The following is a 14320-nucleotide window of genomic DNA, read 5'->3' as shown; positions in this document are numbered from 1 at the left end:
GGAGCGCTCCTGCAGGAGCGTGACGTGCTCGACGCCGAGGGCGACGACCCGGCGAACTGGACGCTGGCCGTCGGCGACGCCGCCGACGAACAGACCCTGAAGGATCTCGAGTTCGCGTGGCGCGCGTGCCGCTCGGTGAAATCCAACGCGATCCTGCTCGCCTCCGACGGTGCGTCGGTCGGCGTCGGCATGGGCCAGGTCAACCGCGTCGACTCCGCGCACCTCGCGGTGCAGCGGGCCGGTGACCGGGTGGTCGGGTCGGTGGGCGCGTCGGACGCGTTCTTCCCGTTCCCCGACGGACTGCAGGTGCTCGCGAACGCCGGCGTCAAGGCAGTCGTGCAGCCGGGTGGTTCCGTCCGCGACAACGAGGTGATCGATGCGGCCAAGGAAGCCGGCATCACCATGTACCTGACGGGCGCGCGGCACTTCGCGCACTAGCGTTCGGCAACTCGAACGGGCCTTGGCATCATGCCGGGGCCCGTTCTGCGTCGTCAGGCCGCTGCGGCCCCGTGTGCTCGGCCCGTGCCCTGGAGTTCGCGCGGCGAACCGGTGATGACCACGCGGGCGGCGCCGCGGCTGCGGACCTCGCTGATCAGCTCACCCAGGCCGGCCTCGTGGGCGGCGTCGCAGTGCGACAGGTCGAGGGTGACGGCGTATCCGGTGAGGTCGTCCGGCAGATCGAGATACGGGGGAGAGGTGGACAGTTGGTTGATGCGAAGTTTCATGGGGTGCTCCTGAAAGTGAAAGGTAAAAGAAAAGGCACCCGAGGGGTTTGCCCTGGGTGCCCGAGAATGACTTGGTGTAAGTCTCAACATTCTCGGGGTGCGCCGAACTTGGTGATGTGCTTGTCGGCGGAGCAGCGACGCCATGCGGGTACGGATGCGAAGAGCGCGTGAAGCTGCATCATGTCCGTACCTCTCTGCGTGTCGTTGCTGGTTGGTAGATGACCGTACAGCACCGGTTGAGGGTTTGCACTTCCATTATCCGGCCACTGCGCCGAAATGCAGGGTTGAGCAGCGGCTCTTGGCCTAGAGTTGCCGTCCCGTTCACCTCCGCGCACGGATTCGTCAGATGCACGGTGTGTGGCTGATCGGTGCTCATCTGTCGAATCCCACACTTTGGTCACAGGTTGCTTTCGATCCGGCCTCGGGCTGCCCGCACGCACGGTGCAGCTGATTCACTCGGGGCTGATGTGACTCGAGTGGCACCTGTGGAAGGAGAGTGGCGCCCGGACTGCGATGGTGCGCCCATTCCCGTTATGAACCGATTTGCGATCAAGGCCGGCCTCGGCGCCTGCGTCCTGGGTGCGTCCGTGCTCATCCCTGCTCAGGCTTCGGCGGAACCCGCGGCGACGGCGACCGGCACCGAACTGTCCGGGATGACGGTGTTTCTCGACCCCGGACATCAGGGTTCCAGCGAGGGCCACGACCTCGCGCAGCAGGTGAACGACGGCCGGGGCAACACGAAGGACTGCCAGACCAGTGGCATGACGTCGCTGGGCGGGGTGCCCGAGCACACCATCAACTGGAACGTCTCCCAGCTGGTGAAGAGCAGCCTCGAGAGTCTCGGCGCGAAGGTTGTCCTGAGCCGTCAGGACGACACCGGCTGGGGTGGATGCGTCGACGAAAGAGCGCGTGCGGCAAGCGAATCGAATGCCGACGTCGCGGTGAGCATTCACGCGGACTCGACGGCGCAGGGCGAGGACGCGAGCAAGCACGGGTTCCACATGATCATCCCGTCGCTGCCCATCCCCGACGAGAAGGCGGACGCGGCGCAGTCCGGTGGCGGGCTCGAGGCGTCGAAGATGATGCGCGACGCCTACAAGTCGGACGGATTCGTCCCCGCCAACTACGCCGGCGTGAACGACGGCCTCCAGACCCGCGCCGATGTAGCCGGGCCGGCGCTGACTCAGGTGCCGCTGGTGTTCGTCGAGATGGGCAACGGTTCCAACAAGGAAGACTCCGCCCAGCTGGAGAGCACCGACGGCCAGTTGAAGCACGCGATCACCATCACGACGGGCATCGTCACCTACCTCTTGACGGGGTCGGATTCGGCGCCGGCCGAGGAGCTGGCGGCAGCACCGGCAGCGACCACGACGCCTGAGGCGAGCGAGGACAGCGCGTCGTCGACCACCACCACGACGCCGAAGGCGACCACCCCGAAGGCGACCCCGAAGTCGACGACCCCGGAGTCGGCGGAGTTCTCCGAGTTGATGGAGATGCTCGCGCCGCTGCTCGAGGTCGAGGGACTCGACGGGCTGCAGGACCTCGTCAACGACAAGAACCTGGGGCTCGTGTCCGATCTGGCGAGCACGCTGATGGCCGTGATCACCGGGGCGGGCGGGAACTGATCACAGAGCGGCGATCCACCTGCTGAACGGTTCGGTGAACTCCGCCGAGTAGGGGAGCGGTTCCACGTAATCCGGTCCGGTGGACGGGCGGTCGCCGACGTCCTTGAGGACGTGATTGGCGTTCGTCATCCGCACCGGCGTCAGCGCGGTGTGAGCGAGGGCGTCGTTCAGGCCGTCGACGTCTGCGAGCTGTACCTGAATGTCCTTGGCGGAGCAGCTGGTGAGGACGGGGAAGCCGGCGGGCAGGCGGCCGGCCAGCGCGCGCGGGTCGAGAGCGTCCTCCTCCGCGAGGGCCTTGGCGTTGGCATGGACCAGCCCGGCGTTCTGCAGGGGTTCCGGAAGGTCGTCGGGGATCGTGCCGGACGTGCGGAGTGATTCGACGGTGTCCGCGAGCGCGAGCCGGAGTTCGTCGGCCAGTTCCACCGGCAGCTGGCCGGTGCCGACGACGGCGTCGAGCTGGCCGTGGATCTGCGTGGTGAGGAGATCGAGGAGCCGGACACTCAGCGGTTCGAGCAGTCCGACGGCGCGCACGCGCGACTCGTCTTCCGCGGTGGCGAGCGCGAGGGCGACGAGTCCGCCGTCGCTGTGACCGATGACGATCAGCCTCGACGGGTCGACCCCGGGTTGGGCGGCCAGGAAGTCGAGGCCCGCGGAGGCGGCGTCGACGAAGGTGGTGAATCCGAGACCCCCGACTTCTTCCACCTCGTAGGGGCCGAGGGCGGTCTCGCCGCTGCCGATCTTGTCGTAGCGCAGGCTGGGGATGCCGTGCTGTTCGAGCACGTCGGCGAGGTGGCGGAGCGTTCCGATGTCACCGGGGAGCAGGGCGCTGTCGCCGTTGCGGTCGGTGGGGCCGCTGCCGGCGAGCAGCAGCGCGGCGGGCGCCGACCCGTTCGCGTGGTCGGGGGTGCGCAGGCTGCCGTAGTACGTGACGGCACCGCTGTCGAACGTGATCTCGGTGTCAGGCATGGGGACTGTCTACCAGTTCACGTCGCGCGCAGTCGCCGCACCCGCTGCACCCCTCGCCATGCGAACCACAGCAGGAACGCGAGTAGCGGGATGACGAGCAGCGGAAGCAGCAGGGCGATCAGGGATGTGACGAACGAGACCACGTCTTCGATCGCCGACACCACGGGATTGGCGAGTCCGCCGGTGGAGGCCGTGCTCACCGCCCGGGTCCCGGTCTGCGCGGTGCTGAACGCCAGAGCGGTGGGGGCACCGATGACGATTCCGGCGATCGCGGCGGTCGACGGGTCCACGTCCGCGAAGGCCGCCCAGGTGGCGATGACACCCGCCACGGGACCGGTGACGTTGCCGATCACGGACAGCGCGTTGTCGACGAACGGGATGAGATCGGCGGTCAGTTCCACCACTGTCGCGATCGACAGCGCGACCAGTGCCCCGGTCGAACCGAGCCACCGCATCGACTCGTTCAGGGTGATCCCGAGCACCTCGAAGTGCACCGCGGCGCTGAGCATCAGCAGCGGCAGGAACGTGCGCAGTCCCGACGCGGCGGCGAGGCCGAGGCCGAGCAGTCCGGGCAGAACCCAGGTCTCCATGCACGGAGTGTAGAAGCTCGGCGATCACGGCAGGCGGGCATCGCGGCCGAGATCTCAGAGAAGCATCACAGAACTCACACAATCGGCGATTAGCGTCTGCATCACCAGTTGTTCCAACGGATTACGTCCGAGAACAGCCCCCGACTCCAGGAAGGTGCCGCACCATGAACGTCGTACAGCTGACCACCGGTGATGTCGTCGCCGCCATGTTCTCCCTCGATTTCGTCGACGGCGGATTCCGCCAGGAGGCCGTCGAGCGGATTCACCGGGGAGCGATCGACGAGTGGGTGTCTGCGCTCACCGGGTCGGGTCTGTTCTCGAACCGCGCGGTCGCGGACGTGGTCCGGGCCTGGCGCGACGATCCGCGAGTCCTGCTCGATTCTCTTCTGGCGGAAGCCGATCCGGTGACACTCGAGCGCTACCGCTGCGCCTGGTACGAGTTGGACGCCCTGACCTCGTGCGGTGTCGCCGCGTAGGCGGACTCTCAGGGAATGCTGAAGACGTCGGCGAACGTGGCGAGCAGCGCCGGGTCGCCGGTGACGGACACACTGCCGAGGGCGATGGCGTCCTCCGGGGTGATCTCGCGTGCCATCAGTGCCTTCACCGCCGGCCCGGTCTCGATCACGAGGTCGGGCCGGTCGGCCGCGCCCTCCACGACCTCCAGTTCGCCGCGGTCGATGCGGGCGGACAGCACGATCGGCCCGAGTCGAAGTTCGTAGGTGAGGGTGACGTCCCGTGCGGCGTCGGGGTGGAACGTCGACCGCAGCGCCATCACCATGGAGTCGACGGTCACCGCATCGTCCGGGTCGGGTTCGCCGAGAGTGCGGGCGCCCCACCGGCCCAGCGACTTCACGGCGTCCTCCAGAGCGCTGCCGTAGTCGGTCAGTTCGTAGACCACCGCGTTCGACGGCCGGGGCAGCGCGCGGCGCGCGATCACGTCGGCGTCCTCGAGTTCCTTCAGGCGCGCCGACAGGATGTTGGACGGGATGCCCGGCAAGCCCTGCTTGAGATCCGTATAACGCCGCGGTCCGACCAGGAGATCTCGGACGATGAGCAGTGCCCAGCGTTGTCCCACGATGTCCAGGGCATGCGCGAGTCCGCAGTACTGCCCGTAAGTCTGCCGTGCCATGGTTTCAACTATAGACCGAAGTTGCCTATTGACATCAGTAGGTTTCTTTTTGCAACATTAGTACGTGATCTGCTCCACAAGGTCGCACGGCTCCTCACCCGAATCGGCTCCACTTCACCGACGGAAAGAGAATTCGATGCCCACCATGATCTTCGTGAACCTCCCCGTGAAGGACCTCGGCACGTCGACGGCCTTCTACGAGGCGCTCGGCTACCAGCGGAACCCGCAGTTCTCGGACGAGAACGCGTCGTCGATCGTGATCAGCGAGCACATTCACGTCATGCTGCTGACGGAGAAGTTCTTCTCCACCTTCACCAAGAAGGCCATCGCGGACGCCGGCACGACCACCGAATCCATCCTCTGCATCTCCGCGGACAGCCGCGAGGCCGTCGACGCCCTGGCCGACAAGGCGCTCGCGTCGGGCGGATCGTTCTCCAACGAACCGATGGACGAGGGATTCATGTACGGCCGCAGCTTCCAGGACCCGGACGGTCACCTCTGGGAGGTCATGTGGATGGATCCCGCAGCGGCACAGGGACACCAGTCGTGAGCGCCACCGTCACTCCCGTCACGGTGGAGTCGGGAACCGCACGCAAGGTGGGCTGGGTCCTCAGCGGCCTTGTCGGCGCCTTCCTCCTCTTCGACGCCGTCGGCAAGCTCCTGAAGATCGGACCGGTAGAGGACTCGGCCGCCGAACTGGGGCTGCCGATGCACATCATCGTCCCGATCGGGATCGTGCTGCTGATCTGCACCGCGCTCTACCTGGTGCCGCGAACGGCCCCGCTGGGTGCGGTGCTGCTCACCGGATACCTCGGTGGGGCGGTGCTCACCAACTGGCGCGTCGAGAAGCCGTTGTTCAGCACGGTGCTGTTCGCGGTGTACGTCGGCATCGCGGTCTGGGCGGGTCTGTACCTGCGCGACCGCAAGGTCCGCGAACTGCTCCCGCTGCGCCGCGAGGACTGACCCGGGCGGGTCGGCGCGCGTTAACCGCGTGCCGATTCGCTCGAACCCTCGTAGCGTGGAGTGGTGACGTCATCGGAACACAGACCTTCCACCGTCGGCGAGCTCCGCGAGTCGGGCCACATTCAACGCACCGTCAAGGAAGAGATCCGCGAGAATCTGCTCGCGGCCCTACGCGACGGTCGTGATCCGTGGCCCGGCATCGTCGGTTTCGAGGAGACGGTGGAACCACAGCTCGAACGGGCTCTCATCGCGGGTCACGACGTGGTGTTGCTCGGCGAACGTGGTCAGGGCAAGACCCGCCTCCTCCGCACCCTCAATCTGCTCCTCGACGAATGGACCCCGGTGATCGCCGGTTCCGAACTCGGGGAGCATCCCTATGAGCCCATCACCCCGGCGTCCATCCGCCGGGCACAGGAACTGGGCGACAGCCTCCCCGTCGCATGGCGGCACCGCAGCGAGCGGTATTCGGAGAAACTCGCGACCCCCGACACGTCGGTGGCGGACCTCGTCGGCGACGTGGATCCGGTCAAGGTCGCGGAGGGCCGGAGTCTCGGCGACCCGGAAACCATTCACTTCGGGCTCGTCCCCCGTGCGCACCGGGGCATCGTCGCCATCAACGAACTGCCCGACCTCGCCGAACGCATCCAGGTGTCGCTGCTCAACGTCATGGAGGAACGCGACATCCAGGTCCGCGGATACACTCTCCGGCTCCCGCTGGACGTCCTGATGGTGGCCAGCGCAAACCCGGAGGACTACACGAACCGCGGTCGCATCATCACCCCGCTGAAGGACCGGTTCGGCGCCGAGATCCGGACGCACTACCCGACCCGGCTCGACGACGAAGTCGCGGTCATCCTCCAGGAAGCGCACCTCACCGCGGAGGTGCCCGAGTACCTCCTCGAGATCCTGGCCCGGTTCACCCGTCTGCTCCGCGAGTCGACGTCGGTCGATCAGCGGTCGGGTGTGTCCGCCCGCTTCGCGGTGGCAGGTGCCGAAACCGTCAGTGCCGCTGCGGTGCATCGCGGCGCAGTGCTCGGTGAAGCCGACCCGGTCGCGCGGCCGGTGGACCTCGAGACCGTCGTCGACGTCCTGCGGGGCAAGGTGGAATTCGAATCCGGTGAGGAAGGGCGCGAAATCGAGGTCCTCGAGCACCTGCTCCGGCGGGCGACGGCCGACACCGTCCGCACCCGGCTCGGCGGCATCGACCTGGCGGAACTCGTGGACGCGGTCGAACAGGGCGACCCGGTGGTGACCGGTGAACGGATCACGGCGAAGGCACTACTGAACGAGCTGCCCGAACTCGAGGTCCTCGACGAGCTGGCCGAGCGTCTGGGCGCGGAGTCCGACGGCGAACGGGCCGCGGCCGCCGAGTTCGCCCTCGAAGGCCTGTACCTGGCGCGGCGCATCTCGAAGAACCCGGACATCAACGGGCAGACGGTGTATTCGTAATGTCCCGCAAGGCGGAGCGCGGACCGCACAACGCGCGGTACGGGCCGTACGAGGGCGGTGATCCGCTGGCGCCGCCGGTGGACCTGCGTGAGGCCCTGGCCGCGATCGGCGACGACGTGTTCGCCGGAACGTCGCCGCGGCAGGCGCTGCGCGAGATGCTCCGGCGCGGCAACCGGGACATGCGCGGCCTGGACGAACTTGCGGCCGAGGCCAATCGGCGTCGCCGTGAACTGCTGAAGCGGAACAACCTGAACGGCACACTCGAAGAGGTCCGGGAACTCCTCGACCGCGCGGTGCTCGAGGAACGCAAGACGCTGGCCCGCGCGCTCGACGACGACGCCCGCTTCTCGGAGATGCGCCTCGAGGAACTGTCGTCGTCCACCGCGCAGGCCGTGCAGGAACTCGCCGACTACGACTGGCGCAGTTCGGAAGCACGCGAGGACTACGAGAAGATCCGGGACCTCCTGGGCCGCGAAATGCTGGACCAGCGGTTCGCCGGCATGAAACAGGCCCTCGAGGGTGCCACGGAAGAAGACCGCGAACGCATCCGGGAGATGCTCGCCGACCTCAACGACCTGCTCGACAAGCATTCGCGCGGCGAGGACACGCAGGAACAGTTCGACGAGTTCATGGACAAGCACGGCGAGTACTTCCCCGAGAACCCGCAAAACGTCGAGGAACTGCTCGATTCGCTGGCGCAGCGGGCGGCGGCGGCGCAGCGCCTGCGGAACTCGCTGTCGCAGGAGCAGCGCGACGAACTGGATGCGCTGGCGCAGCAGGCGTTCGGCGATCCGTCGCTGATCGGACAGCTGGACCGCCTCGACCAGCATCTGCAGGCCGCGCGCCCCGGTGAGGACTGGCAGGGCTCGCAGCGGTTCCGCGGCGACGACGGCATGGGCCTGGGCGAGGGCACCGGGGCGTTGCAGGACATCGCGGAACTCGAGTCGCTCGCCGAGCAACTGTCGCAGCAGTACGCGGGCGCACAACTCGACGACATCGACGCGGAGACTCTGGCCCGGCAACTGGGCGAAGAGGCGGCGGCCGATGCGCAGACCCTCGCCGAACTCGAGAAGGCCCTGCGAGACCAGGGCTTCTTCGACCGCGGGGCGGACGGCCAGTGGCGCCTGTCACCCAAGGCGATGCGCCAACTCGGTCAGACGGCTCTGCGGGACGTGGCGCAGCAGCTGTCTTCGCGTGGCGGGCAACGGGAGACGCGCCGTGCCGGGTCGATGGGGGAGCCGACAGGCGCGTCGCGCGAGTGGGCGTTCGGTGACACCGAGCCGTGGGACGTCACGCGCACGATCACCAACGCCGTGCTGCGGGCGGCATCCGATCCGGTCGAGCGCGGTCGCGTCCCGGTCCGGTTGTCGGTGGCGGACGTGGAGGTGATGGAGACCGAGCAGCGGTCGCAGGCGGCGGTCGCGTTGCTGGTCGACACGTCGTTCTCGATGGTGATGGAGGGCCGGTGGGTGCCGATGAAACGCACCGCCCTCGCCCTGAACCACTTGGTGAGCACCCGCTTCCGCAGCGACGAACTGCAGCTCATCTCGTTCGGCAGGCACGCGCAGGTGCTGACGCCGTCGGAGCTGGCCGGCCTGGACGGCGCGTGGGACCAGGGCACCAATCTGCACCACGCGCTGCTGCTGGCGGCTCGGCATCTGCGCCGGCACCCCAACGCCCAGCCGGTGGTCCTGATCGTCACCGACGGTGAGCCGACGGCCCACCTCGAGCCGGACGGCTTCGCGTACTTCGACTATCCGCCGAGCGCCCGGACCCTCGGTCTGACGGTCCGGGAACTCGACACCCTCGCCCGACTCGGCGCTCACGTCACGTTCTTCCGGCTCGGTGAGGATCCCGGTCTCGCGCGGGTGGTGGACCGGATGGCCGAGCGGGTCGGCGGACGCGTCGTGGCGCCCGGGCTGGACGGTCTCGGTGCCGCCGTCGTCAGCGACTACATGCGTCGCCGCCGCTAGCCCGTGAGTACTTGTTAACCGCCCGCGGTTGACAAGTACTCACGGGCGCGTCAGCGCACAGCGGGCTGGTGCTGGGTGATGCAGTGAATTCCGCCGCCGCGCGCGAAGAGCGGGCGGGCGTCGACCGACACGACCGTGCGTCCGGGGTAGGCGGCCGACAGGATCGCGACCGCTTCCTCGTCCGCGGGATCGTCGAAGCTGCACGCGATGACGCCGCCGTTGACGACGAAATGGTTGATGTAGCTGTAGTCGACGAAACCCTCCTCGTCGCGCAGGACCGTCGGCGCGGGGACGGTGATGATCTCCCACGACTCACCGCGGGCGTCCGTGGTCTGCTTCAGCACGTCGATGACGGCCTTGCTGACCTCGAAGTCGGGGTGTTCGGGGTTGCGCTGATCGTGCACCAGGACCACGCCCGGCGACGGGATGGCGGCGACGATGTCGACGTGCCCGCGCGTGCCGTACGTGTCCTGGTCCCGGGTCAGTCCGCGCGGCAGCCAGATGACCTTCGTGGCACCGATCGTCCGGGCGAGCTCGGCCTCGATGTCGGCTTTCGACAGTTCCGGGTTGCGGCCGGGGTCGAGTTGCACGGTCTCGGTCACCAGCACGGTGCCGAGGCCGTCGACCTGGATGCCGCCGCCCTCGTTGACGATCGGCGAGTCGACGAGTTCCGCCCCCGACCGCTCGACCACCAGTGCGCCGATCTTCGAGTCCTTGTCCCACTGGGCCCAGTCCTGGCCGCCCCAGCCGTTGAAGATCCAGTCGACACCGCCGAGGCGTCCGTCCTCGGACAGCACGAACGTGGGTCCGATGTCGCGCATCCAGGCGTCGTTCAGCGGCGCCGCGACGATGTCGATGTCCGCGGAGAGGTACTCCTCGGCCGCCGACACCTGACCGGGGTCGACGACGACGGTGACGGGCTCGAACCGGGCCACCGCGTGCGCCACCTCGGCCCACGTGGTGCGGGCCTCGTGATGTTCCTCGGGGGTGTCGCCCAGGGAGTAGCCCTCACTGGGGTAGGCCATCCAGGTGCGTTCGTGCAGTTCGCCTTCCGCGGGCATGCGCCAGGTCATCAGGCCCTCCCGAACGGGGAGGCGTGATCGACCGGCTCGGTGAGGACGCCGTACGTGTCGGGGCGCCTGGTGGCCAGGAACGGGAACAGGGCCAGCCAGTCCTCGCGCTGCTGGAGGTCGAGGTCGGCGACCAGGACCGCGGATTCGTCGCGCGGGGCCTGCGCGAGGATCCGGCCGTAGGGGTCGGAGATGAACGACGAGCCGTAGAACGTGATGAGGCCTTCGCTGCCGTGGCGGTTGGGCACTACCATGAAAGTGCCGTTCGCGATGCCGTTGCCGACGATCACCTGCTGCCACAGCGGCTGGGTGTCGAACTGCGGGTGGTCGGGCTCCGAGCCGATCGCGGTGGGGTACACCAGGATTTCGGCGCCGCCGAGCGAGTAGGCGCGGGCGACCTCGGGGAACCATTCGTCCCAGCACGTCGGCAGTCCGAGCTTCACACCGTCCAGCGCCTCGTGCACCGGGTACGGGTTCTCGGCCGGACCGCCCCGGAAGTAGGTGTCCTCGTAGTAGCCGGCGGTGACGGGGATGTGCAGCTTGCGGGTGCGCGCGAGCAGTTCGCCGGAGGGGGTGACGAGGATGGCCGTGTTGAAACCGAGTCCGTCCTCGTACTGCACGCCGTCCTCGGAGTCGTTCCGCTCGTACAGCGAGGCGTGGACGAGGACGCCGTGTTCGGCGGCGGCCTTGGCGGCGAACGTGAACGTGGGGCCGGTGAGGAGGTCCTCGGCGGTACGTCCCGGGTTGTCGCCACCCGGCGTCGACGCGGGGTAGCGGCTCAGTGTGAGTTCGGGGAGGAACACCACGCGCGCCCCGAGTTTCGCTGCCGCGGCGATGCCCTCGTCGAGTTCGGCCCGCAGATCCTGATCGTTCTCGTGCCAGCGGTGCTGGACGAGGCCGACACGGAGCGGGGTGCGTCCCGTCTCGCGCGTCCTCGACAGGGACTCGGGAGGGGTGAGGGCGGTAATCGTCAACATTGTGTTTCCTCGGATGTTCGGTTCGGCGAGCGCCTAAAACGAATTGGATTCGTTAAGTATGGTGGGTGAATGCTCGGCGATCAAGGGGTGGGGCGTGACGAATTCGATTCCTTCGGTATCCGCCCTGGTCGCCGGTGACACACACCGACCAGGAGGGCACCCATGCCACGGCCATCACAGCGACTGCTGTCGCCGGAGATCATCACCGAAGCTGCCATGCGCATGGTGGACCTCACCGGTGATTTCACGATGCCGGGTCTCGCCGAACGGCTGAAGGTGCGGCCCTCCTCGCTGTACAACCACGTGTCCGGGAGGGCGGAGATCATCGAACTGATGCGTGCCCGCATGATGGCGGGCATCGTGGTGGCGGACCCCGACGGCAAGTGGAGCGAGACGGTGGCCGGCCTGGCGCGCGAGTATCGGCGCAACTACGCCGAGCATCCTCGGCTGATTCCTCTGTTCACCGCGCACACAGTGCAGTCCGGTGTGGCGTTCGGGCTGTACAACGCGCTGGCGCAGGCATTCTCGGACGGTGGCTTCACGCCCGAGGAGATTCTGCACGCCATCACGACGGTCGACAGCTTCGTGCTGGGGTCGGCGCTGGACCTCGCCGCACCCGAAGTGGTCTGGGCGACCGCCCCGGAGGCGAACGAGGCCATGCTGGCCGCCCTCGCCACGTCCGGGCCGAACCCCGGACGGGCGGATGCAGCATTCGAGTTCGGGCTGCGGACGCTTATCGCGGGCTTGGTGGCGCAGGCTCCGATCGAGCCGTGAGATCACCCTCGTCCCGCAACGCCGACGTGTCGCGGTTGAGGGTCTCGCCGCGGAAGAAGGCGGGGCTGCTGAACCGCATGATCATCATCAGCACGGCGCCGAGCAGGAGGATGCCGAAGCCGAGGAAGAAGACGAGGCCGATTCCGCCGATGGACGCACCGCTCGCGTTCTCCGGGTCCATGCTCTCGTCGATCGAGATGACGAACACGGCGAACAGCATCAGCCCGCCGAGCAGCGGGAACGCGAACCGGAAGACGGCGTTGCGCACGCTCGTGAACAACCGGCCCCGGAAGTACCAGACACAGGCGAACGCGGTGATGCCGTAGTACCAGCAGATCATGATGCCCAGCGCGGCGATCGTGTCGAGCAGCGTGCGCTCGGACAGAAATGTGACGACGGTGTAGAAGACCGCGGTCACCACACCGGCGACGACGGTCGCGTAGGACGGCACCAGGAACCGCGGCGACACCTCGGCGAGCTTCTTGGGGAACGCGCCGTAGGCGCCCATGGCCAGCATCGTGCGCGCGGCGGGCAGGAACGTGGTCTGCAGGCTCGCGACCGAGGAGACGAACACCGCGAGGAACAGCAGCATGCCGCCCCAGTTGCCGAGAACCGGATCGGCGAGGGCGCCGAAGACGTTCTCGGAGTTGTCCGGGTTGCCGAGGCCGAGACCGTCCTCGCCGACGCCCGCATACATCATCGCCGCGACCGACACGAGCAGGTAGGTCAGCAGGATCGTCGCGACGCACAGCAGTCCGGCGCGACCGGGGGTCTTCTTCGGGTTCTTCGACTCCTCGCCCAGTGTCAGGCAGGTGTCCCAGCCCCAGAACGCGAAAATCGAACCCGTCAGGCCGATCACGAACGCACCGAGGGCCAGTCCCGTGAACGGGTTGAACCAGCTCAGGTCGAACGACAGCCCGGCGGGGGCGGACCCGTTGCCGACGTGAACCAGTGCCACCACCGCGAAGGCGATGAGCAGCACCATCTGGAAGCCGACGAGCGCGACCTGCAGGCGCTCGCTGGTGGTGATGCCGCGGCTGGCGATCCAGGTGGCCAGGGCGATGAACACGAGCGTCGTCCCGACGTTCACGAATTTGTTGCCGGGGAGGTCGGCGATGCTCGGGGCGTCGAACAGTTTCGCGATGAACAGATAGAAGAACTGGACCGCGATCGCCGCGAGGTTCGAGAGCACGATGATCGTGGCGATCACCATGCCCCAGCCGCACATCCAGCCGACGTACGGACCGAACGCCTTGGTCGACCACGTGAACGACGCACCGCAGTCGGGTGATTCGGAGTTGAGCTCACGGTAGGCGTACGCCGTGAGGAACATGGGAATGAAGCCGGCGATGAAGATGGCGGGCATCTTCAACCCGACGGCCGCGACGATCAGCCCGATGCTGGCCGTCAGCGTGTAACCCGGTGCCACAGAGGAGATTCCGAGGATCGCCCCGGAGAAGGTCCCGACCGCACCGGTGGCCAGCCCCTTGGCGCTCACGGCGCCGTCGGCCGACGCCGGCGCGCCTTCGCTGTTCGTCATGTCTGAACCTCCGGTCGGGAACGAGCGTGGATCCGGGGCGGGTGTCGCGGACGGTTTACTCACTGTTTTCGAACTCCTGCTTGGGGACGACCACCATGGGCACCGGCAGGACGCGGAGCATCTTGGCCGCGGTGGATCCCAGGAACAGTCGATGAGGTTGGGCGAGCCGGCTGGAGCCGACCATCACGAGGTCGCCGTCCTGCCAGTCGAGTGTGCGGACCGCCGATTCCACGGAGGATCCGTCGGCGATCGTGACGGACACGGGAAAGTCCTCGGGAAGAGCGGATTTCGCCGCTTCGAGGGTGCTCTGCGCGTGGGCGACGGCCCGGTCGCGGATGTCGTCGGGGGTGTCCCGGTGATCGCGAAGGTCGTTCTGCGGGTCGAGTGCGACGAGGGAGACGAGGCGGAGCGGGGTCTGCATCCGCTCGCACGTCCGCACCGCCGTCCGCAGCAGCACGTCGGCCCCGGTCCGGGTCCCGAGCGCGCAGGTGACCTCGCGGATCTTCTTCGCGGAGGAGTGCCGCGCCCCGCGGGGCGCG

Annotated in this window: 16 protein-coding genes and 1 pseudogene; 8 read left to right on the top strand and 9 right to left on the bottom strand. The window is 67.8% G+C overall.

Annotated features, from left to right (window positions below; all coding sequences use genetic code 11):
- Window positions 1-438 (top strand): annotated as a pseudogene (gene purH, locus AZG88_RS26320) (bifunctional phosphoribosylaminoimidazolecarboxamide formyltransferase/IMP cyclohydrolase); the annotation flags it as partial.
- A gap of 53 nt (window positions 439-491) precedes the next feature.
- Here purH and AZG88_RS26315 read toward each other — a convergent pair.
- Window positions 492-725 carry a hypothetical protein gene (locus tag AZG88_RS26315; RefSeq protein WP_005238564.1) on the bottom strand — a complete coding sequence of 78 codons (234 nt, stop codon included), beginning with the start codon at window positions 723-725 and terminating at the stop codon, window positions 492-494.
- A 533-nt stretch (window positions 726-1258) separates the two neighbouring features.
- Between AZG88_RS26315 and AZG88_RS26310 the strand changes: the two genes are divergently transcribed.
- Window positions 1259-2350: an N-acetylmuramoyl-L-alanine amidase gene (locus tag AZG88_RS26310; RefSeq protein WP_005238566.1), complete on the top strand. Its 1092-nt coding sequence runs from the start codon at window positions 1259-1261 to the stop codon at window positions 2348-2350.
- Here AZG88_RS26310 and AZG88_RS26305 read toward each other — a convergent pair whose 3' ends face one another.
- From AZG88_RS26305 to AZG88_RS55745, 3 genes are read right to left on the bottom strand one after another with little or no spacing between them, the layout of a single operon-like run.
- The gene (locus tag AZG88_RS26305) at window positions 2351-3316 is read right to left on the bottom strand and encodes an alpha/beta hydrolase family protein (RefSeq protein WP_061699656.1); all 966 of its coding nucleotides are present in this window, start codon (window positions 3314-3316) and stop codon (window positions 2351-2353) included. It abuts the gene before it with no gap.
- 17 nt (window positions 3317-3333) lie between these two features.
- Window positions 3334-3906: a DUF4126 domain-containing protein gene (locus AZG88_RS26300; protein WP_061699655.1), complete on the bottom strand. Its 573-nt coding sequence runs from the start codon at window positions 3904-3906 to the stop codon at window positions 3334-3336.
- A gap of 54 nt (window positions 3907-3960) precedes the next feature.
- Complete coding sequence (locus AZG88_RS55745) at window positions 3961-4143, bottom strand: hypothetical protein (RefSeq protein WP_156517628.1); 183 nt, start codon at window positions 4141-4143, stop codon at window positions 3961-3963.
- Between AZG88_RS55745 and AZG88_RS26295 the strand changes: the two genes are divergently transcribed.
- Entirely contained in the window at window positions 4071-4382 is a 312-nt protein-coding gene (locus AZG88_RS26295) for a hypothetical protein (protein ID WP_061699654.1), read from the top strand. The two genes, AZG88_RS55745 and AZG88_RS26295, sit on opposite strands and share 73 nt — an antisense overlap.
- 8 nt (window positions 4383-4390) lie before the next feature.
- On the opposite strand, the gene AZG88_RS26290 is transcribed toward AZG88_RS26295, so the two are convergent.
- The gene (locus AZG88_RS26290) at window positions 4391-5035 is read right to left on the bottom strand and encodes a winged helix-turn-helix transcriptional regulator (RefSeq protein WP_061699653.1); all 645 of its coding nucleotides are present in this window, start codon (window positions 5033-5035) and stop codon (window positions 4391-4393) included.
- A gap of 136 nt (window positions 5036-5171) precedes the next feature.
- On the opposite strand from AZG88_RS26290, the gene AZG88_RS26285 reads away from it, so the two are divergent.
- The 4 genes from AZG88_RS26285 (at window position 5172) to AZG88_RS26270 (ending at window position 9420) form a co-directional block, all read left to right on the top strand.
- Window positions 5172-5585: a VOC family protein gene (locus AZG88_RS26285; RefSeq protein ID WP_025432096.1), complete on the top strand. Its 414-nt coding sequence runs from the start codon at window positions 5172-5174 to the stop codon at window positions 5583-5585.
- Complete coding sequence (locus AZG88_RS26280; RefSeq protein ID WP_025432097.1) at window positions 5582-5998, top strand: DoxX family protein; 417 nt, start codon at window positions 5582-5584, stop codon at window positions 5996-5998. Before AZG88_RS26285 ends, AZG88_RS26280 begins: the two co-directional genes overlap by 4 nt.
- 63 nt (window positions 5999-6061) lie before the next feature.
- Window positions 6062-7447, top strand: coding sequence for a sigma 54-interacting transcriptional regulator (locus AZG88_RS26275; RefSeq protein WP_005238585.1), 1386 nt, complete (start codon window positions 6062-6064; stop codon window positions 7445-7447).
- On the top strand, window positions 7447-9420 hold the full coding sequence (locus tag AZG88_RS26270; protein WP_005238588.1) for a vWA domain-containing protein: 1974 nt from the start codon (window positions 7447-7449) through the stop codon (window positions 9418-9420). The genes AZG88_RS26275 and AZG88_RS26270 overlap by 1 nt, the downstream gene beginning before the upstream one ends.
- A 50-nt stretch (window positions 9421-9470) precedes the next feature.
- Here AZG88_RS26270 and AZG88_RS26265 read toward each other — a convergent pair whose 3' ends face one another.
- Together AZG88_RS26265 and AZG88_RS26260 are read right to left on the bottom strand one after the other, a co-directional pair.
- Window positions 9471-10493, bottom strand: coding sequence for an agmatine deiminase family protein (locus AZG88_RS26265; protein ID WP_061699652.1), 1023 nt, complete (start codon window positions 10491-10493; stop codon window positions 9471-9473).
- The gene (locus AZG88_RS26260; RefSeq protein ID WP_061699651.1) at window positions 10493-11467 is read right to left on the bottom strand and encodes a nitrilase-related carbon-nitrogen hydrolase; all 975 of its coding nucleotides are present in this window, start codon (window positions 11465-11467) and stop codon (window positions 10493-10495) included. The genes AZG88_RS26265 and AZG88_RS26260 overlap by 1 nt, the downstream gene beginning before the upstream one ends.
- A 162-nt stretch (window positions 11468-11629) precedes the next feature.
- On the opposite strand from AZG88_RS26260, the gene AZG88_RS26255 reads away from it, so the two are divergent.
- A complete protein-coding gene (locus AZG88_RS26255) occupies window positions 11630-12241 on the top strand; it encodes a TetR/AcrR family transcriptional regulator (protein WP_005238594.1) in 612 nt (203 codons plus the stop codon).
- Here the strand turns inward: AZG88_RS26255 and AZG88_RS26250 are convergent.
- Window positions 12201-13781: an APC family permease gene (locus tag AZG88_RS26250; protein ID WP_005238596.1), complete on the bottom strand. Its 1581-nt coding sequence runs from the start codon at window positions 13779-13781 to the stop codon at window positions 12201-12203. The genes AZG88_RS26255 and AZG88_RS26250 overlap by 41 nt on opposite strands.
- A 55-nt stretch (window positions 13782-13836) precedes the next feature.
- Window positions 13837-14320: universal stress protein (locus tag AZG88_RS26245; RefSeq protein ID WP_197436124.1), on the bottom strand; the 484-nt coding region annotated here is incomplete at its 5' end.

It is taken from the genome of Rhodococcus sp. LB1 (genome assembly GCF_001583455.1).
In the GTDB taxonomy this organism is placed as follows: domain Bacteria; phylum Actinomycetota; class Actinomycetes; order Mycobacteriales; family Mycobacteriaceae; genus Rhodococcus_F; species Rhodococcus_F opacus.
This window is presented reverse-complemented; position numbering and strand designations above follow the sequence as displayed.

Bases quoted from the DNA above. Each gene is read 5' to 3' on its own strand.
- AZG88_RS26315 (WP_005238564.1), bottom strand. From the start codon at position 725: ATGAAACTTCGCATCAACCAACTGTCCACCTCTCCCCCGTATCTCGAT.
- AZG88_RS26310 (WP_005238566.1), top strand. From the start codon at position 1,259: ATGAACCGATTTGCGATCAAGGCCGGCCTCGGCGCCTGCGTCCTGGGT.
- AZG88_RS26305 (WP_061699656.1), bottom strand. From the start codon at position 3,316: ATGCCTGACACCGAGATCACGTTCGACAGCGGTGCCGTCACGTACTAC.
- AZG88_RS26300 (WP_061699655.1), bottom strand. From the start codon at position 3,906: ATGGAGACCTGGGTTCTGCCCGGACTGCTCGGCCTCGGCCTCGCCGCC.
- AZG88_RS26295 (WP_061699654.1), top strand. From the start codon at position 4,071: ATGAACGTCGTACAGCTGACCACCGGTGATGTCGTCGCCGCCATGTTC.
- AZG88_RS26290 (WP_061699653.1), bottom strand. From the start codon at position 5,035: ATGGCACGGCAGACTTACGGGCAGTACTGCGGACTCGCGCATGCCCTG.
- AZG88_RS26285 (WP_025432096.1), top strand. From the start codon at position 5,172: ATGCCCACCATGATCTTCGTGAACCTCCCCGTGAAGGACCTCGGCACG.
- AZG88_RS26270 (WP_005238588.1), top strand. From the start codon at position 7,447: ATGTCCCGCAAGGCGGAGCGCGGACCGCACAACGCGCGGTACGGGCCG.
- AZG88_RS26265 (WP_061699652.1), bottom strand. From the start codon at position 10,493: ATGACCTGGCGCATGCCCGCGGAAGGCGAACTGCACGAACGCACCTGG.
- AZG88_RS26260 (WP_061699651.1), bottom strand. From the start codon at position 11,467: ATGTTGACGATTACCGCCCTCACCCCTCCCGAGTCCCTGTCGAGGACG.
- AZG88_RS26255 (WP_005238594.1), top strand. From the start codon at position 11,630: ATGCCACGGCCATCACAGCGACTGCTGTCGCCGGAGATCATCACCGAA.
- AZG88_RS26250 (WP_005238596.1), bottom strand. From the start codon at position 13,781: ATGACGAACAGCGAAGGCGCGCCGGCGTCGGCCGACGGCGCCGTGAGC.